Origin of the sequence: Actinosynnema mirum DSM 43827 (assembly GCF_000023245.1) — a bacterium.
GTDB lineage: Bacteria > Actinomycetota > Actinomycetes > Mycobacteriales > Pseudonocardiaceae > Actinosynnema > Actinosynnema mirum.
The window spans coordinates 4,840,042-4,858,707 of record NC_013093.1; the positions used below are offsets into that span (position 1 = coordinate 4,840,042).

Here is an 18,666-nt window from a genome sequence, read left to right on the forward strand (position 1 = left end):
GCGCGGGAGGGGCGGCGCTTCGCGTGGGGAGGGCCGCCCGCGCACGACGAAGGCCCACCACCCCTCGGGGTGGTGGGCCTCGGGGTGGTGGGCCTCGGCGCGGGGTCAGCTGGCGGCGGTCGCGGCGAGCACGATGGTGCGGATGTCCACCAGCGCCAGCAGCACCGGCGGGTCCAGCGCGCCCCTCGGCCGCAGGTCCAGGTCGATCCGCTCGACCAGCTCCCCCGGCGGCACGGTCACGGGCCCGGCGGAGGCGACCGACGGGGGTTCGGCGACCGCCCGCACGGGCTTGCCCGCGAAGGACGGGTAGGCCGTCGTGGACAGCACGTGCCAGGTCCCCGGCGGCACGTCGGTGATCGCGTACGGGCCGGTGCGGTCGAGCACCGTGCAGCGGGCCGGGGTGCCCTGCGGGATCAGGTCGGGGAACAGGCCCACGAAGATCGGGCCCGGCAGGTCGCCCCTGGGCGTGCCGACCCGGCCGCGCACCTCGCCGAGCCCGCCGCCCTCGGCCAGCGGGCCGACCGGGGTGGAGGCGGCGACGAGCGCGGAGGTCTGCGGCGGGAAGCCGCCGAGCTGGCGGTAGGTGGTGGGCGAGACGCCGACGCTGGCGCGGAAGCGGGAGCTGAACGTGCCGACGCTGGTGTAGCCGACGCGGTGGCTGATGTCGGTGACGGTGAACGTGGTGGACACCAGCAGCCGCTTGGCCTCCTGCAGCCGCATCGCGGACAGGAACCGCCCCGGCGAGACGCCGGTGACGCGTTGGAAGACCCTGGAGAAGTGGAACTTGCTGTACATCGCCGCTCGGGCCATGTCGTCGATGGTGAACTGCTCGCCCATGCTGCTGCGCATGAATTCGATGACGCGACCGACTGCCTGTTCCACGACTTCCTCCACCAGGGCTCCCATCCTCGCGTGCGGAGGCGAAATCGCGCCCGCAGCGCGCCGCGACGCGTTAGCGAAAACAATTTCGGCGGCTCCGGGCCCAACTAATCCACCTGCTATATTTCCGGAAGCTACCCGACCCAAACAACCTCCGCAAGCAGCGAATACGGCTCCCGATTCCGCCGTTCATGATCGTTCCGCGAACCGGTGGGCGATCTTGAAATCGTCTTTCGGCTCACCTCGGAGGGTGACCCGATAAATAATTTTCATCACCCGGCGCCCGGCGTTTGCTAGACCTTCCGAGTGAGCCCGGACCGAATCCGGTCGCCGAACGCAGTCGGACAATCCGCCCCCACCGGACCGTTCCGGCGAGTCGCACCCGCCGAGTCCCGCACCGGAACGCCGGGAACGCGGCGGCACGGGGCAGCGGGGACGCCGTCATCCGCCCCAGCCTCGGCGGCGGTCGGCGCGCGCGAACGCCCCGCACCTCCGCCACCAGTCAGTTCCGGATCGCGCGGGACGCGGCGCGGTCCACTGCGGACCGGTCGCGCGGTCGCCATCGGGAGGGCGAATGGCACGGCACCGTCCTCGTGCGACGAGTCCCACCGGGACCGTCGCGCCGCACATCACGGCCCCTCCCCCGCGCCCGAGCGGGAAGTCCGCACCAGTGCGGACGGGGTGTGAACGATCCCGACCGGACCAACAGCGCGCCCCGAACGGTTCCGCGAACAACGATCGCGCGGGGCACTTCGGAAACCCGCCAACCGACTCGCGGGTAACTTCCGGCGCCCCGGAACGAACGCGAACCCAGGCCCCACACCGAGCACCGCTCGGGTTTCTCCGAGATTGCCCAATCGCCGCGAACCCGTTCTCCGCAGCCGTTCCGACCGATATCCTGGCTGGTCAGGGGCGGTCCGCAGTTCCGGAACCGAACTGCGCCGAAACCGCAGAGCACCGAAACGAGCAGCACCCGACCGGGACAACCGCTTCAGGAGGAACCGTGGTCGACGCGTCGTTACCCAGCTCCCGCACCCGCCTCACCGGCGCGGAGCTCAACACCCGCTGGCACAAGCCTGCGCTCTACACCTTCACCGCCGTGGTCGTCGCGCACTGGGCGGAGCACCTCGCGCAGGCGTTCCAGATCTACGTGCTGGGCTGGCCGACCCCCAGGGCGGGCGGCGTGCTCGGCCTGTGGTTCCCGTGGCTGGTCAAGTCCGAGGTCATGCACTACGGCTTCGCGCTGGTGATGCTGGTGTTCCTCTTCGCGCTGCGCAAGGGGTTCACCGGCCGGTCGCGCAAGTGGTGGGACCTCACGCTGGGCCTCCAGTTCTGGCACCACTTCGAGCACCTGCTGCTGATCGTGCAGGCGTCGACGGGCGCGTACCTGCTCGGCAAGCCGGTGCCCACGAGCGTGATCCAGCTGATCGTGCCGAGGGTGGAGCTGCACCTGTTCTACAACTTCGTGGTGACCGTGCCGATGGTCGTCGCGGTGGTCAAGCACATGCGGCCGACGCCCGAGGAGCGGGCGGGGATGTCGTGCTCCTGCGCCGTCCCGGCGACCTCGGCGGCCTGAGCCGGTGCACGACCACGGCTCCGTCGGCCTGCCGCTCGGCTTCACCCTGCTGCGGCTGCTGCTGCTCGGCTCGGTGACGCTGGTGGCGGCCTGGTCGCTGCTGCGCGCCGCCGTCCCCGCGGAACCCGGTCGGCGGGCGCGGCGGGCGGTGGCCGGGGCGGCGACGCTCGGCGGGATCGCGGCGCTGCTCGCGGCGGACGCGCGCTGGATGCCGGACCAGGCGGCGGTGGCGGTGATCGCGCTGCTGGTGCTGCCGCCGGTGCTGCGCGGCCCGCGACCGGTGCTGGGCTGGTGCGCGACGGCCGGGGTGACGGCGGTGGCGCTGGCCGTGGGCGTGGCGGCGACGCGCGCTCCGGCGGGCGGGACGGCGGCGGGTGGCGGGACCGCGGCGGCGGGGGCTCCCGCTGCCACCGGGGCGGTCGCGGACGTGGGCGGTGGCTCCGGGCAGGATGGCGGCGACGTGGCCGGCGGCTCGGGCCTTGCCGGTGGTCCCGGGGCCGCAGGCGGACCTGAACTGGCCGGTGGTCCTGATCCGGCCGATGGCTCCGGACTCGCAGGCGGTCCCGATCTCGCCGGCGGTTCCGATCTCACGAGCGGTTCCGATCTCACGAGCGGTTCCGACCTCGCCACTGCTTCCCCGCTGGACGCCCTGCTCTCAAGCCCGCCGTCGACGCTGCCCTACCTGGCGCTCATCGCCGCGTTCGCGGGCGCGTCCTGGTTGGCGCTGTGCCCGCCGACGCGGGCGGCGCGGGTGGTCGGGGGCGTGTTCGGCGCGGTGCTGCTGGCCGCGCTCGGGCACGTGACCGCCTCCGGCTGGCTGGTGTCGCCGCCCGCCGGTGACCCGCTGCTGGCCCGCGCCGGGCTGGGCGGCGCCCCGGTGGACGTGCTCGTGGTCCCGCACATGCCCGGCTGGAACCTGGTGCAGACCTCGGACGCCGCCGTCGCCGTCGGCAACGCCCCCACCGCGCTCACCCCCACCACCCCGGTCGCCGGGCAGGGCGGGCGGTGGGCGCTGGTGTGGCTGCCCGAGGGCAGGGGCGAGCTGTGGCTGGCGGGGGCGGGCGCGCGGACGACCGTGGTCGTGGACACCGGGACGACCGCGTGGACCGGGCGGGACGTGCGCGGGCCGGACGGCCCCGACTACGCGTCCGCCGTCCTGGCCGCCAGGCTCGCGGGCGGGCGGGGCGACCTGCCGCTGCCCGAGCTGTCCGACGAGGACGCCCGCGCGCTGCGCGCGGAGGTCGCGGCGATCGGCGGGGCGCTCGCGGTGCGCGCGGACGCCTCGCCGCGCGCGGCCGAGGCCGAGGCGGTGGCGCGGGCGGAGGCCGACCGGCTGGGCGTCCCCGTCGACCCGGCCGCGCCCAGGACCCTGGTGCTGGGCGGTGAGCCGACCGGCGACCACCTCGCGCCCTGGCTCGCCCCACCGGACCTGTCGACCCCGCGGGCGCGCCGGTACGCCACCGTGCTCGCCGAGGCGTTCCCCGACGCGCGCCCCACCACGTCCGGCCTGCGCGCCTGGCTCGCGACCACCTGACCGCGGCGCCCCCGGCCCACAAGCCCGGCATCGCCCCCGATCCCCGCACCGATCCTCAGGCCCCCCACCCGGACCCCGCACCCCCGAGCCCGTCCCGCGCTCCCGGCCATCCCCCGAGAGGACCCCCAGAGAATGCCGCTTCCAGCAGACCACCCGCCCAGGGTGGTCATCGTCGGCGCGGGCCTGGCAGGCACGGCCACCGCGATCCGCCTGCTCCGGTTCGCCGCCGAACCGGTCGAGGTGCGCCTGGTGGAGCGCCGGGCCGCGCACCGCAGCGCGGGCGTCGCCTACCACCCCGACGGCAACCACTGGCACCACGTGTTCAACATCCAGGCCGGTCGCATGTCGGTGTTCCGCGAGGACGTGGACGACTTCGTGTCGTGGGCCAACACCGAGGCCGACCGCTCCTCCTGGTCGGACGAGTGGCGCGGGGCCGAGTTCACCGAGTCCGGTCCGGCGCCGCGGCGGGTGTACGCCGACTACCTGGCCGACCGGCTGGCCGCCGCCGCCCGCGAGGCCGCGCCGGGCGTGCGCCTGGTGGAGGTGGACGGCGAGGTGGTCGACGTCGAGCCGGACGGCGACGGCCACCGGCTCCTCGTGGAGCTGCCCGCGTCGGCGGGTGGTGGTCGTGAGCGCGTGCGCGCCGACCACGTCGTGCTCGCCACCGGCCTGGAGGAGAAGGACCTGCCGTTCGCGGCGGACGTCGCCGACCACCCGGCGTTCGTGCGCCGCCCGTACTCGCAGGGCGGCCTGGAGCGCGTCCTGGCCGCCCCGCCGGACGCCTCCGTGGTGATCGTCGGGACGCTGCTGAGCGCCTACGACTCGGCGGCGCTGCTGCTGCGCCGGGGCCACACCGGCCGCATCCGGATGCTGTCCGGTTCGGGCCGCACCCTGCGCACGTACCCCACCGACCACCGCCACCGGGTGCTCGACCTGCCGCCGCCCCGGCTGTCCGGGCCCCGCTACGAGGGTCGGGACGCGCTGGTGCGGCGCTGGCTGGCGGAGTGGCGGCGGGCGTGCGGGGCGCTGGTCGGGGCGCACCCGGACGTCGCGCCCGCCGTGGTGGCCGAGCGGGTGCTGAAGGCCTGGGAGCCGCACCTTCCTGAGGTGATGGCGCGCATCCCCACGCCGGAGCTGCGCGCGCTGCTGGACGCGCACGGCGGGCTGCTGGCCACCCTGCGGGTCAGCGCGGTCGAGCACACCACCGGGGTCGTGGACGCCGCGCTCGCCGAGGGCGACCGGCTCACCGCCGAGTCGGGCAGGGTCGCGGGCATCCGGGCGGTGGACGGCGGTTCGCTGGTGGTGTCGCTGGTGGACGGGCGCGAGTTCCCGGCCGACCTGGTGATCTCCAACTTCGGCCGGGAACCGGACTACGAGCGGGTGGACTCGGCGCTGTGGCGCGGCCTGCTGCGCACCGGGCTGGCCGTGCCGCACGCGCGCACCGGGCGCGGGATCGAGGTGGACGCGGACGGCGCGCTGCTGTGCCCCGGCGGGGCGGAGCGGGGCGGGCTGTGGGCGGTGGGCGGGCCGCGCGAGGGCGACGAGGTGGTGCGCAACGGCAGGCTGGGGGCGTTCTCGTTCAACCTGGCCGCGATCAAGAACCACTCGGTGGGCGTGGCGTCGGCGCTGCTGCGCCGCCTGGAGTCCGGGTACGGCGAACCGGGCAGGGCCGACCCCGAGCACGCGGAACCGCAGGCGCGCGCGGACTTCGAGCGCGCGGTGGACCTGGACGTGCGCCGCATGGCCACGGCGGACCGCGCGGGGCGGGAGGCGCTGGCCGGTGAGCTGGCGGACGCGGTGCGGTCGGCGCGCGAGCGCTGGGGCGGTGCGGTGACGCCCTCGGCGCGCGAGCTGCGGACGGCGGTGAATGAGGCCGCGAGCGCGCGCCTGAACGACCTGTCGGTCACCCCGCGCGAGCTGCGCGACCGCCTCGGGTTGGGCGAAACCCTTTCGCAGTAGGGGTTGCCGCCCGGTTAGTCCACTGTGGATGTACTAGGACCGCGCACGGGAGGAGATGCGCGGGACCTGCGGCGGGCAGCACGCTCGTGGCATGACGGCGACGAGCGTGCGCGAGGTTCCGGGTGTGGTGCTGGTCGGTTCGCCGACCACGAGCGTGCAGGGCGAGTGCAACCGGGGAGGCGAGCCGATACCGGGCGCGGTGCTGGTGGCCGAGTCGCTCGGTCCCGAGCTGTACGAGGCGATCGTGGTGTCGGCGGCGGTGGTGTGCGCGCGGGGCGGGCGCACCGGGCACATGCAGTCGCTGTGCCGCTCGCGGGGAATCCCGGTGCTGCGGGTGGCGCCCGCGGAGCTGGGGTCGCTGGTGGGCGAGGTGACCGTGCGGCTGGACCGGGAGTCGGTGCTGCTGGGCGCGGCCGTGCCCGCCCCGCGCGCCCCCGGTCCGGCGCCCGCGCGGTTGGACGAGGTGGACTCGGTGTGCGTGGTGGTGGCGGACGCGACGGACGTGCGCGCGGTCAACGCCCTGTCCCCGAGGGTCGCGCAGGTGGACAGCTACTTCATCCGGGAGGAGTTCGCCTGCCTGTCGGCGGAGCTGAGCCCGTTCGACGCGCTGCGCTCGGGCGTGGCCGGGGCGCGCCGGTACGGGGCGGCGCTGGCGGACGAGCTGTGCGGGATGCTCGCGGAGCTGCTGCCCGGCCAGCGGTTGGTGATGCGCCTGCTGGACCTGCGCTCGGACGACGCCGCGCAGATCACCACCGGCGTCCCGGTGGAGGGCGAGCCGAACCCGGAGCTGGGCCTGCACGGGGCGCGGTGGCTGCTGGCCGAGGAGAACTACCCGCACGCGTTCCGGGCGCTGCGCGGGAGGTTGCGGGAGCTGGTGGGGCCCGCGGCGGACCGGGTGAGCTTCGCGGTGCCGTTCATCAACGACCGGGACGAGTTCGAGCGGTTGCGCGCGCACCTCGGGCTGGGCGCGGGGACCCCGCTGGGGGTGTTCGTGGAGACCCCGGCGGCGGTGCACTCGACCGCCGAGTTCTGCGTGGCGGGGGCGAGCGAGCTGTTCGTGGGCACCAAGGACCTGATCCAGTTCTACCTGGCCGCCGACCGGGGCAACCACCTGGTGGCCGCGACCTACCAGACCAGGCACCCGGCGGTGCTGGCGGCGCTGCGGCACGCGGTCACCGCGGGGCGGGGCGGCGGGGTGCCGGTGCACGTGTTCGCGCTGGGCGCGGACGTGGAGCACTACGTCCGCAGGCTGCCGACCCGCAGGCTCATGATGTGCACGGCCGAGCTGCGGCAGGTGGCGCTGGCCGCCGCCGAACGAGCCGCCGCAGAGCGGGCAGCCGGGGAACGGGCGGCCGGGGAACGGGTGGCCGGGGAACGGGTGGCGGCGGGCCAGGTCGCCGGGGAGCCGGTCGCGGCGGCGGGGTGAGGCCGGTCAGCCGACCTCGGAGTGCACCGGCATCCCCGTCACCGGCCTCCCGGTCGCCTGCGCCACGGCCGAGGCGACCGCCGCCGCCGCGGGCGGGTAGGCCAGCTCGCCCATGCCGCCGAGCGGGGCGTCGGAGTCGACGAGCACCACGTCGAACTCGGGCGCGGCGTCGATCCGGGCCCACGCGTAGTCCCGGAACGATGACTGCTCCACCCGCCCCTCCCGGACCGTGATCCGCGCGCCGAGCACCGTGGAGATCGCGTCCAGCACCCCGCCCTCCACCTGCGCCCGCACCCCGGACGGGTGCAGCGCCTGGCCGACGTCGACGGCGGCGGTCACCTTGCGCACCACCGGTTTCCCCCCGCGCGCGTCGACCTCGGCGAGCACCGCGATGGCCGAGCCGTACTCCAGGTGGCAGGCCACCCCCAGCGCCCGCCCCGGTCCCGGCCGGAACCGGACCCGCGCCGCAGCCGCGTCCAGCACGCGCAGCACCCTGGGCTGGTCGGCCAGGAGCCTGCGCCGGTACTCGACCTGGTCCCAGCCGCCGCGCTGGGCGAGCGCGCTGAGGAAGCACTCCTCGGCGTAGGCGAACTGGCCCGCGTAGACCGCGCGCCAGAACCCGGTGCGCAGCGGCGCGGGCAGCACGGTGGCGGTCACCTCGCCGGGCACCGCGTAGGGGAAGTGGTCGCCGCTGGCGAGCACCAGCTGGGGGGTGCCGAAGAACGGCAGCACGGTCAGGCCCCAGGTGGCGACCCGGTGCGCGCGCCGCACGGGCAGCCCGTCCGGGCCGAGCTCGGCGGTGAGGCGGTGCGCCGACATGGGCCGGTACGAGTCGTGCCGGGTGTCGTCCTCGCGGGTCCACAGCACCTTGACCGGGGCGCCCGCCTCGCGCGAGCAGGCGATGGCCTCCAGCGCGTAGTCGTCCTCGATGCGCCTGCCGAACGCGCCGCCGGACAGCGTGGGCTCGACCTCCACCGGCACGCCGAGCGCGCGGGTGAGGGTGTCGCGCAGCCCGCCGGGGTCCTGGGTGGGCGCCCACAGCCGGACCAGGTCGGGGCGGGCGTCGGCGGTGGCGTTCATGGGTTCCATGGGGGCGTGCGCGAGCAGCGGCAGCTCGTAGGTGGCGGTGTGGCCGTTCGCGGGCGGCGGGTCCTGCGGGAGCGCGGCGACCAGCTGCGCCAGCCACTCGCGGCTGTCGGCGTCCGGAGTGCCGCCGGTCCACTCGCAGGTGAGCGCGGCCCGTCCGGCGAGCGCGGCGGACGCGGAGCGCGCCACCACCGCCACCCCGCCCTGCGCCCCGGCGACGCCGTCGAGCGCGACGGTGGTCAGCACGCCGGGCACGGCCAGCGCCTGGGCGTCGTCGTGCGCGGCCAGCCGGGCGCCCAGCCACGGCGGGCGGGCCACGACGGCGGTGAGCAGGCCGGGGAGGGCGACGTCCAGGCCGTAGCGGGCGCGGCCGGTGACGATGTCGCGGGCGTCGACCCGGCCCGCGCGCTTGCCGAGGACCTTCCAGTCGGCGCGCGGGGTCAGCGGGGCGGCGACGGTGGCCGGGTCGAGCTCCGAGGCGGCCTGCACCAGCGCGGCGTACGGGAGGGCGCGGCCCCGGTGCCGGACGTGGCCGTCGCGGGCGGCGCACTCGGCGACGGGCACGCCCCAGCGCTGAGCGGCGGCGGTGACCAGGAGCGCGCGGGCGGTCGCGGCGGCTCGGCGCACCGGGTCGGCGAGCTGGCGCACCGAGGTGGAGTTGCCGATGCCCTGCCTGCCGTAGCGGGCGGTGTCGCCGGGGGCCTGCTCGACGGCGACCGAGGCCAGCGGCACGGCCAGCTCCTCGGCGACCAGCATGGCGACGACCGTGCGCACGCCCTGCCCGGTGTCGGGCCGGGGCACGGTCGTGGTGACCCGGCCGCGCGCGTCCAGCCGGACCAGCACGTTCGGCACGAGCCCGGCGCCGGAGGCGAAGGCGGGCGCGGGGAGCGCGACGGTGAGCCCGACGGCGGCCAGGAAGCCGCGCCTGCCGATCACCTCGGCCCCCGGTCGCGGGCGGCGCGCTTCACGGCGGCGCGCACGCGCGAGTAGGTGCCGCAGCGGCAGACGTTGTCGCGCAGCGCCTCGTCGATGTCGGCGTCGCTGGGTTCGGGCACGCGGGCGAGCAGGGCGACGGTGCTCATGATCTGGCCGGGCTGGCAGTAGCCGCACTGGGCGACGTCCAGCTCGAGCCAGGCCCGCTGCACCGGGTGGTCGCCGTTCGCGGAGAGCCCCTCGACGGTGGTGACCTCGGCGTCCACCTCGGACACCGGCAGCACGCACGGCCGGGCCGCCGCGCCGCCGACCAGCGAGGTGCACGCCCCGCACGCCCCGACGCCGCACCCGTACTTGGGCCCGGTGAGCCCGAGGTCCTCGCGCAGCACCCACAGCAGCGGGGTGTCGTCGGGCACGTCCACGACGTGCCACCGCTCGTTGACCCGCAACCGCCGTCGCACCACGCGTCCTCCTCGGATCGGCCGTCAGCCAGGGTGCAGGTATCGGACAACCGGCACAACACGCCCATTCGGCGGCGGGGCCCGGCGTTCGGGGGCGCGCACCCTGACCCGCCGCCTTCCCGTTGACCTTGATCGGCCGGGTGTGCCGATGCCGGTCCGCCGAACGGCCCACGCCGATCGGGGGATCGTGGTGCGGAGGACGTCCCTGCTGGCGCCAGGGGGTGGGTGCGGTTCTCCCCGGACTTCAGCCGGGGCACGACCGAGCACGGCGGCGAGATCGGGATCGGGTTGGGCGGCGAGGTGGAGGTGTGGTTCGACGACCGGGGGGCGGGCGCACCGGCCTGCGCTTCGTGACGAACGCCGATCTCGTGGGCCGGGCGCACTTCTCGTCGTTCTTCGGCGGCACGACGCCGAGCTCCGCCCCGCAGCGCGACTCGTGGATCCGGTCCGACGACGTCCAGGTCTCGACCACGGCCCCGCAGCCGCTCGCGCGGCGGGTGCGGGCGCTGGTGGAGGGCGGGTGCGGGTTCGCGTCAGCCCTGCTGCCGGGCGGCCATGCGCTTGCGCTCCTCGTCCAGGACCTGGCGCACCAGCTCGGCCTCGGACAGGTCGATGGCGTCCGGCGCCGAGTCCGCCATGTCGCTGACCCGCGCGAACTCGTCGAACAGCTTCGCCTTGCGGGCCAGCAGCTCGGTGATCCTGCGGTCGACGCCCTCCTCGGACAGCAGCCGGTGCACCTGGACCGTCCGCACCTGCCCCATCCGGTGCGCGCGGGCGATGGCCTGCGCCTCGGTGGTCGGCTTGAGCTGCGGCTCGCAGATGACCACGACGGAGGCCGCCTGGATGTTCAGCCCGACCCCACCCGCCACGATCTGCGCGACCAGGACCGCGCCGTGCTCGGCCGAGGAGAACCCGTCGACCACCTGCTGCCGCCGCGCGGGCGGCACGGCGCCGGTGAGCGGCCCGAAGACCTCGCCGGGCAGGGCGTTTGCCACCAGGTCCAGGACCGCGCGGTAGTTGGAGAAGACGATGACCTTGCGCTCGTTCTCCTCCGCCTCGGCCACGATCTCCTTGAGCCGCTGCAGCTTCACCGACTTCACGCCCGCGAGCAGCGCCGCCTGGCGCATCTCCTGGAAGTTGCCGTTCCCGACGCCGCGCCAGTAGCGCCGCTCGTCCTCCTCCGAGAGCGGCAACCACTCCTCGACCTCGATCAGCTCCGGCAGCTCGGTGAGCACGTCCTCCTGGTTGCGCCGCAGGTAGACGGGCGCGATCTGGCGGCGGAACGCCTTGGGCGCGTGGTCCTCCGCCTCGACGAGGAGGTCGGGGCGCAGGTAGGAGACGAGGTTGCGGAACTCGGAGACCCGGTTCTCCAGCGGGGTCCCGGTGAGCAGGACGGCCCGCGCCGCTCGGGAGACGAGCGCGACGGTGCGGATCGTGCGGGCGGCCTCGGGGTTCTTGACGTAGTGGGCCTCGTCCACGACGACGCACGCCAGGTCGTGGCCCGCGAGCGCGCCCTCCCACCAGCGCAGGGTCTCGTAGGTGGTCACGGCGACGCCGCCGTCGCGCTCCCACTGCTTGGCCGCGCGGTCACGTTCGGGGCCATGCACCCGGTGGGCGCGCAGCCTGGACTTGCCCTCGACCTCGCGCACCCAGTTGGTGAGCACCGAGGCCGGGCACACCACCAGGAAGCGGTTCTCGCCCCGGCTGCGCAGGTGGGCGAGCACGGCGATGGCCTCGACGGTCTTGCCAAGACCCATCTCGTCGCCGATGACGACCTTGCGCTGCACGAGGGCGAAGCGCGCCGCGAAGCTCTGGTAGCCGCGCAGCGACGCGGTGAGGTGCTCGCCGCTGAGCGCCTGGTCGCGCACCGCCTGGACGATCTCCTCCGGCAGGTCGCCCTGGCTGGCCTGCTCGTCCTCGGTGAGGAAGCCGAGCTCGGCGAGCATCGCGAAGTAGTCGGCGGGCCTGGCCAGGAAGTCCGCCCAGGGGTCGGCCGGGCGGGGGGCGCGCTTCTCACGCGGCTCCGCGCGGCGGCGCGAGGCGTCGAGCAGGTCGGCGCGGCGCAGCACCGTGCGCACGCCGTCCGCGAACTCGGCGACGGGGACCGCCCTGGTGGGCACGACCAGCAGGTCGGTGAAGCCCGTGGTCATGGCCTCGCCCAGCGCGGTCAGCTCCTGGGCGCGCTCCAGGTCGGCGGCGGCTCCCCTGGTGCTGCGGCAGGCGTCCCACTCCGCGAGGCGGGCCAGCAGTTCGGTGGTCTCCGGCGGCCGGGCGGCCAGGTCGACGCGGACCGGGGTCTCCTCGCGCTCGGTCTGGCGCAGGGTCCGGGCAGCCGCGACCATGCGGCGCGCGGTGGTCTCGCCGACACCGGGCAGCGCGGCCAGGTCGGCGGCGTGCTCCAGGACCTCCAGCACGGTGCCGATCCCGGCCTGGCCGAGCGCGCCGAGGCGCAGCCGATCGCGGGTGGCGGTGCGCAGGGCGTCCACCGGCATGTTCTCCAGCGCCGTGCGCACGTCGTGGTCGCGCACCCGCTCCCCCGCCTCCTGGGCGGCGGTGCGGTACGAGGCCTCGTCGCGCAACGCGCGCGCGATGGTGTCGAGCGCCGCGGGCAGGCCGCGGAACCGGGCGCCGGGCAGGATCTCGGGGGCGCCGTCGGCGTCGGCGAGGAGGACGTCCAGCCGGAAGCCGGGGGTGAGCAGCTCGGCGACGTCCGCTCGGGCCCGCCCGGCCTGCTCGGTGGCGGCGCGCAGGCGGTCGAGGCGGTCGCTCCCGCCCTCGGCCACCCTGGTGTGGAGGCGGTCCAGCCGGGCGGCGGCCTGCTCCGCGAGCTGCTTCTTGGCGGGACCGGTGAAGAAGCGGCGGATGCCCAGCAGGGGGCTCACCGCGTCGAGCGCGCCGGGCAGGGCCTCGGTCAGCTCGGCCAGCAGCGCGCGGTCCTGGCCGTCGAGCGGGGGCAGCGCGGCGCGGACGGCGAAGCTGTCGGCGCGGACGTCGTCGGTCAGCGGGACGACGGCCCAGGTCCGCTGACCGGAGCGGGGGACGTCGACCCGGCGCTCGGCGAGCGAACGCTCGTCCCGCTGGGCCGCAGCGATCATCGCGGCGCGGAGGTCTGCCAGCTCGCGCGCCCCGGAGCCCGCGCTCCGCAGGTCGGCGACGAGTTCCCGAAGGCGGTCGCGCTCGGTCCTGTCCATGCCTCGCCGGTCGTCGACGGTGTGGGGACAGGTCGAGCATAGGACACCGTTCGATCTTGCTCCGCCCGACCTGCGGCGGCAGTACAGTCGCCTCGCTGTCGAGCTGGAGGTGGTCGTGCGGCTTGAGGAACTGGTGGGCGGCGTCCGGGTGACCGGGGTCGTGCCTGGCGAGGCGGTCCTCGTGATCGCGGCCCTGAAGAGCGGCCCCAACGCGGTGCACCTCTACTTCGAGCCCTCCTCCGGGGTCCCGGACCAGCGGATGCTGTTCCGCGAGGACGAGGCGAACCTGGCCAGGGCCGAGTCGGGCGGCAGGCCGCTGGACGCGGACCCGCTGGAGTTCCGGCTGGTCGCCGAGGCGCAGCGGATCTCGCTGGCGGGTCTGTTCGACCCGATGCCCGCCGTGGCCACCAGTGACGTGCGACCGCTGCCGCACCAGATCCGCGCGGTGTACGGGGAGCTGCTGGAGCGGCGCCCGCTGCGGTTCCTGCTGGCCGACGACCCCGGCGCGGGCAAGACCGTCATGGCCGGGCTCTACCTCAAGGAGCTGCTGCTGCGCGACGACGTGCGGCGCTGCCTGGTGGTCGTGCCCGGCGGCCTGGTGGACCAGTGGCAGGACGAGCTGTTCCTGAAGTTCGGGCTGGGCTTCGAGGTGCTGTCCCCGTCGATGGCCGACGCCGCGCTCGGCTCCGGGGTGTTCGCCAAGCACCCGCTGCTGATCGCCAGGATGGACCAGCTGGCGCGCAACGAGCAGCTGTCCGCGCAGCTCGACGAGGCCGAGTTCGACCTGGTCGTGGTGGACGAGGCGCACCGGATGGGCGCGCACCACTTCGGCGGGAAGGTCAACCGCACCAAGCGGTTCCAGCTCGGTGAGCGGCTGCGCGACCGCACGCGGCACCTGCTGCTGATGACCGCGACCCCGCACTCGGGCAAGGAGGAGGACTTCCAGCTGTTCCTCACCCTGCTCGACCCCGACGGGTTCGAGGGCAGGCCGGACGGGCGGGGTGTGGACACCACCGGGATGATGCGGCGCATGGTGAAGGAGGACCTGCTCACCTTCGAGGGCAGGCCGCTGTTCCCCGAGCGGGTGGCCGAGACCGTGCCCTACCGGTTGTCCGAGCACGAGCAGGACCTGTACGAGCAGGTCACCGAGTACGTGCGGGAGGGCATGAACCGGGCGGAGCGGCTGGAGGACAAGCGGCGCAACACGGTCGGCTTCGCGCTCACCGTGCTCCAGCGCAGGCTGGCGTCGAGCCCCGAGGCGATCCACCGGTCGCTGGTGCGTCGCTCGCAGCGGTTGGAGCGGCGCAGGGCCGACCTGCTGGCGGGTCGGGCGACGCCGGAGCCCGGACCGGTTCCGGCGACCGCGCTGCACGGTTGGGACGACGACGAGCACACCGCCGAGGAGGTGGAGCGCGTCGAGGAGGAGATGGTGGACGCGGCCACCGCGGCGCGCACCGCCGCCGAGCTGGCCGCCGAGCTGGCCGAGCTGGGCGCGCTGGTCTCGGCCGCGCGCCGGGTGTGCGAGCTGGACACCGACCGCAAGTGGGTGGAGCTGCGCCGGATCCTGCAGGACAACGACCTGATCCACCCGGACGCGCGGCAGGCGCGCAAGCTGATCGTGTTCACCGAGCACCGCGACACCCTCGACCACCTGGACCGCAAGATCGGCGCGCTGTTCGGCGCGCCCGGCTCGGTCCTGGCCATCCACGGCGGGGTGAACCGGTTCAGGCGCAGGGAGATCACCGAGGAGTTCACCGCGAACCCGGCCTGCCGGGTGCTGCTGGCCACCGACGCGGCGGGCGAGGGCCTGAACCTGCAGGCGGCGCACATGGTGGTCAACTACGACCTGCCGTGGAACCCCAACCGCATCGAGCAGCGGTTCGGCCGGGTGCACCGCATCGGGCAGACCGAGGTGTGCAGGCTGTGGAACCTGGTGGCGGTGGGCACCCGTGAGGGCGAGGTGTTCGCGACGCTGCTGCGCAAGGTGGAGGAGCAGCGCAAGGCCTACGGCGGCAAGGTGTTCGACGTGCTCGGCTCGGCGTTCGACGAGACGCCGCTGCGGGACCTGCTGATCGCGGCGATCCGGTACGGGGAGCGGCCGGAGACCCGCGAGCGGATGGAGCGGGTCATCGACGACTCGGTGTCGCACGGGTTGACCGAGCTGCTGCGGGAGCAGGCGCTGGCGCACGACGTGCTGCCGGGTGAGCAGCTCGCGCGGCTGCGCCGGGACATGGAGGAGGCGCGGGCGCGCAGGTTGCAGCCGCACTGCGTCGAGTGGTTCTTCCGCAACGCCTTCCAGCGGTTGGGCGGGCGGTTGGTCAAGCGGGAGAAGGGGCGGTTCGAGATCACCGGCGTGCCCGCCGGGGTTCGGGCCGCGGGTGGGACGGGGCCGGTCGCGTCCGCCTACCGGCGGGTGGTGTTCGACCTGGACCGCGCCAGGGTGGACGGCGCGCCGGCGGCGGACCTGCTGGCGCCGGGGCACGGGCTGTACGACGCCGTCGCCAAGCTGACCGAGCGGCAGCTGGCCCCGGCGCTGGAGCGCGGCACGGTGCTGCTGTCCGCCTCGGTGGACCGGCCGCAGCTGCTCGTGGGCGTCCGGGAGGAGGTCGTGGACGGCACCGGGGAGTCGATCTCCCGCAGGTTCGGCTACGCGCTGGTCGACGAGACGGGGACGATCACCCCGGCGGGGCCCGCCCCGTACCTGGACTGCGTGGCCCCGCCGGAACCGGTGGCGCGCCCGGACCTGTCGTGGCTGGTCGACGCCGAGTCGCGGGCCCGCGACTGGATCGCCGAGCACCGGTTGCGGGAGTACCTGGAGGAGGTCAGGGAGCGCAGACTGGCCGAGGTGGGCCGGGTCAGGGACAAGGTGGAGCGGAGGCTGACCGACGAGTCCCGCCGCCTGCTGGCCGAGGCCGCAGAGGCCGAGGTGCGGGAGCGCGCCGGGCTGAGGCCCAAGGAGAGCTCCGAGGGGTTGCGGCGCAAGTCCGACGAGCTGCTGGCGCGCCGGGAGGACCGCCTGGCGCTGTTGGACCGGCAGGTCGCGCTGAACGCCCTCCCGCCCAGGATCATGACCGCCGCGCTGGTGCTGCCCGTGGCGGGTGCGGGCGCGCCGTCCGCGCCGAGCAAGGCGGTGGAGCGCAGGGGCGTGGAGCTGGTGCTCGCCACCGAGCGGGCGCTGGGGCGGTCGCCGGAGGAGAAGCCCTTCAGCAACCCCGGCTACGACGTGCTGTCGACGCCCCCGGACGGCGGGCCGTCGATCCGGATCGAGGTGAAGGCCCGCGCGGCGGGCGCCGAGGACTTCCAGGTGACGCACAACGAGGTGATCACGGGGAAGAACGCGGCGCCGCACTACCGGCTGGCACTGGTGTCGGTCAGCCCGGACGGGCCCGAGCACGACCTGGTGCGCTACGTGGCGGAGCCGTTCTCGGGCGTGGACTTCGGCGACCTCGCCGCCACCGGGGTGCGGGCGGACTGGGCGCGGACCTGGGCGTCGGGTTCGGAGCCGTTCTGAGCGGCGCCCGCCCGCGCGTCGACCTGTCGTCGGCGCGCGGGCGGGCGTCACCGCGCGGTTCGGCCGTCCTCCGGCCGGGTGGTTCGCCGCTCAGGCGGGCGGGGTGCAGGTCACGCTGCCGACGGTGACCGCGCCGCGTTCGCCCGCTCGGGTGGCCGGTCCCATGTCCGGGCCCAGCCACAAGCGGACCGCGTGCACGGTCAGTGAGCCGTCGCCGTCTTCGTCCCACGTCCGGGTGTTGAAGACCGCGCGGACGCCGTTGGCCAGGGTTGTCTCGTAGCCCACCGGGACGGTGTCCGGGAGGGACGTGCCGACGACTCCGCGCAGGGTGAACGAGGACTCGACGGTGCCGTCCGGGGTGGCGCGGCAGGAGATCGTGTAGGAGCCGACCTTCAGCAGCGGGACGCCCGTGTCGGCGTGGTTGAAGCGGAACGCCTTGCCGGTCGCGGTCGTGGTGACGGCGCCCGACGGCCCGGTCTCGCAGGTGGTGCTGCCCTGGCCGAACGCGACCAGCTTGCCGCCGGTCGCGCCGGACGTCTCGGCGCCGGTGGACTCGCCGCTCACGCAGGTGGCCAGCGGCGGGATGTCCACGAGCAGCTCGCTCGCGGTGCGGATCACGGCGTTGCCCGCGCTGGCCGCGCCGGAGACCCCGCCTGGGGCGGCCTTGGTCGGTGCGCCCTCGGGTGCGGCGGTCGCGGGCGCGGGGGTGAGCGCGAGCAGCCCGGCCACCGCCGTCGCTACCGCTCGCCTGCTGGTGGGGGACAACGTCATCAGCTCCTCTGAGGTGGACCTCGGTCCCCTCGAGTGCAGCGCGCGGGACGGCCGTGAGGCCAGCCGTGCGGCGGGAACCACCCGGCAGAACGCGGTGATCACCCTTGCAGGGCACGCACTTGTGCACCGTCACGGTCGGTGCGGACGGCGGGGAATCCGGGGGACCCCCGGTCGTGGGTTCAGCGGCGCTTCAGCAAGCGGGTGGACACTGCGCGACAACCCCGATCCCAGCCCGAACCCCGCCCCAGCACCGACCCCGGAGCTCAGCGCGGCGCGGGTCCCGTCGACTCGCGCACCACCAGCTCGGGCGGGCGCACCTCCTCCAGCCCGGCGCCGTCCACCACCCCGAGCCCCGCCAGCAGCGTCACCGCCGCCGCACGCCCGAGCCCGACCAGGTCCTGCCGGACCGTCGTCAGCGCCGGGTGCAGCAGCTCGCACAGCGGCAGGTCGTCGTGCCCCACCACGGACAGCTCCCCCGGCACGTCGATCCCGAGCCGCCGGGCGGTGACGAGCCCGGCGGCGGCCATCGAGTCGTTCGCGAACAGCACCGCCGTCGGCCGCTCCGCCGAGGTCAGCAGCTCCCGCGCCGCCACCGCCGCCGCGCCGGGGTCGAACCCGCTCGCGCGGACGCACACCGGGACCAGCCCGTGCGCGCCCAGCGCCCGCCGGAGCGCCGCGCGCCTGCGCCGCGTGTGCACCCGGTCCTCCGGCCCGCTCACGTGCCCGAACCGCCGGTGCCCCAGCCCCACCAGGTGCTCCACCGCGCGCGTGATCCCCCGGTGCTGGTCGCGGGCGCGCACGGTCGGCACCGGGTCGGGCCGCCACGGCGTGCCGACCAGCGCGGCGGGCAGGCCGAGCTCGCGCAGCAGCGCGAAGCGCGGGTCCCGCACCCGGCTCTCGGTGAGCACGACCCCGTCGACCCGCCGCCCGGCGGCGAGCGCCCGGTACGCGCGCTCCTCGCCGCCGTCGTCGACCAGGTGCAGCAGCAGCCCCCACCCGAGCGGCGCGAGCGCGCTCTCGACGCCGGTGACGAGCTGGGCGAAGTGCGGGTCGCTGCTGAGCAGGTCGGGGTCGCGGCGCAGCACCAGCCCGAGCGCGCCGACCCGCGCCCCGCGCAGCGCCACGGCGGCGGCGGACGGCGCCCAGCCCAGTTCGGCCGCGGCGGCGAGCACGCGCAGCCGGGTCGCCTCGGACAGCCGCCCCTTGCCGTTGACCGCCGCCGACACCGCGCCGACCGACACGCCCGCGCGCGCGGCGACGTCGGCGATGGTCGGTCTGCCCGAACCCGCTCGCCCCACGGCGACCTCCCAGGACTCCGTTCGGCGCAATCCGCCACCGC

Annotated in this window: 12 protein-coding genes; 6 read left to right on the top strand and 6 right to left on the bottom strand. The window is 75.4% G+C overall.

Features of this window, described 5'->3' with window-relative positions; translation table 11 throughout:
- Positions 1-105: 105 nt before the first annotated feature.
- Positions 106-894, bottom strand: coding sequence for a helix-turn-helix domain-containing protein (locus tag AMIR_RS20520; protein ID WP_015802861.1), 789 nt, complete (start codon positions 892-894; stop codon positions 106-108).
- 988 nt (positions 895-1,882) lie between these two features.
- Here AMIR_RS20520 and AMIR_RS20525 point away from each other — a divergent pair.
- The 4 genes from AMIR_RS20525 to AMIR_RS20540 all read left to right on the top strand — a co-directional run bounded on the left by AMIR_RS20525 (position 1,883) and on the right by AMIR_RS20540 (position 7,374).
- Positions 1,883-2,455, top strand: a complete 573-nt coding sequence (locus AMIR_RS20525; RefSeq protein ID WP_015802862.1) for a hypothetical protein — start codon at positions 1,883-1,885, stop codon at positions 2,453-2,455.
- A 4-nt stretch (positions 2,456-2,459) separates the two neighbouring features.
- Entirely contained in the window at positions 2,460-3,989 is a 1,530-nt protein-coding gene (locus AMIR_RS20530; protein ID WP_015802863.1) for a DUF6239 family natural product biosynthesis protein, read from the top strand.
- A gap of 132 nt (positions 3,990-4,121) precedes the next feature.
- The gene (locus AMIR_RS20535) at positions 4,122-5,948 is read left to right on the top strand and encodes an FAD/NAD(P)-binding protein (protein WP_015802864.1); all 1,827 of its coding nucleotides are present in this window, start codon (positions 4,122-4,124) and stop codon (positions 5,946-5,948) included.
- 91 nt (positions 5,949-6,039) lie between these two features.
- Positions 6,040-7,374: a putative PEP-binding protein gene (locus AMIR_RS20540; RefSeq protein ID WP_084798957.1), complete on the top strand. Its 1,335-nt coding sequence runs from the start codon at positions 6,040-6,042 to the stop codon at positions 7,372-7,374.
- A 6-nt stretch (positions 7,375-7,380) separates the two neighbouring features.
- On the opposite strand, the gene AMIR_RS20545 is transcribed toward AMIR_RS20540, so the two are convergent.
- Together AMIR_RS20545 and AMIR_RS20550 are read right to left on the bottom strand one after the other, a co-directional pair.
- Positions 7,381-9,396, bottom strand: a complete 2,016-nt coding sequence (locus tag AMIR_RS20545) for a xanthine dehydrogenase family protein molybdopterin-binding subunit (protein ID WP_015802866.1) — start codon at positions 9,394-9,396, stop codon at positions 7,381-7,383.
- Positions 9,393-9,857, bottom strand: coding sequence for a (2Fe-2S)-binding protein (locus tag AMIR_RS20550; RefSeq protein WP_015802867.1), 465 nt, complete (start codon positions 9,855-9,857; stop codon positions 9,393-9,395). The genes AMIR_RS20545 and AMIR_RS20550 overlap by 4 nt, the downstream gene beginning before the upstream one ends.
- 222 nt (positions 9,858-10,079) lie before the next feature.
- Between AMIR_RS20550 and AMIR_RS42840 the strand changes: the two genes are divergently transcribed.
- Positions 10,080-10,208, top strand: coding sequence for a hypothetical protein (locus AMIR_RS42840; protein WP_015802868.1), 129 nt, complete (start codon positions 10,080-10,082; stop codon positions 10,206-10,208).
- Positions 10,209-10,387: 179 nt separating this feature from the next.
- On the opposite strand, the gene AMIR_RS20555 is transcribed toward AMIR_RS42840, so the two are convergent.
- A complete protein-coding gene (locus tag AMIR_RS20555) occupies positions 10,388-13,045 on the bottom strand; it encodes an SNF2-related protein (protein ID WP_015802869.1) in 2,658 nt (885 codons plus the stop codon).
- A 115-nt stretch (positions 13,046-13,160) separates the two neighbouring features.
- Between AMIR_RS20555 and AMIR_RS20560 the strand changes: the two genes are divergently transcribed.
- Positions 13,161-16,556 (top strand): helicase-related protein, encoded by a 3,396-nt coding sequence (locus tag AMIR_RS20560; protein ID WP_015802870.1) that lies wholly within the window; start codon positions 13,161-13,163, stop codon positions 16,554-16,556.
- Positions 16,557-16,646: 90 nt separating this feature from the next.
- Here the strand turns inward: AMIR_RS20560 and AMIR_RS20565 are convergent, their stop codons facing one another.
- Positions 16,647-17,327: a hypothetical protein gene (locus AMIR_RS20565; RefSeq protein ID WP_015802871.1), complete on the bottom strand. Its 681-nt coding sequence runs from the start codon at positions 17,325-17,327 to the stop codon at positions 16,647-16,649.
- A 263-nt stretch (positions 17,328-17,590) separates the two neighbouring features.
- Positions 17,591-18,625, bottom strand: coding sequence for a LacI family DNA-binding transcriptional regulator (locus AMIR_RS20570; protein ID WP_015802872.1), 1,035 nt, complete (start codon positions 18,623-18,625; stop codon positions 17,591-17,593).
- Positions 18,626-18,666 lie beyond the last annotated feature (41 nt).

Excerpts from the sequence above, each read along its gene's own strand:
- AMIR_RS20555 (WP_015802869.1), bottom strand. The coding sequence starts at position 13,045 with ATGGACAGGACCGAGCGCGACCGCCTTCGGGAACTCGTCGCCGACCTG.
- AMIR_RS20535 (WP_015802864.1), top strand. The coding sequence starts at position 4,122 with ATGCCGCTTCCAGCAGACCACCCGCCCAGGGTGGTCATCGTCGGCGCG.
- AMIR_RS20565 (WP_015802871.1), bottom strand. The coding sequence starts at position 17,327 with ATGACGTTGTCCCCCACCAGCAGGCGAGCGGTAGCGACGGCGGTGGCC.
- AMIR_RS20540 (WP_084798957.1), top strand. The coding sequence starts at position 6,040 with ATGACGGCGACGAGCGTGCGCGAGGTTCCGGGTGTGGTGCTGGTCGGT.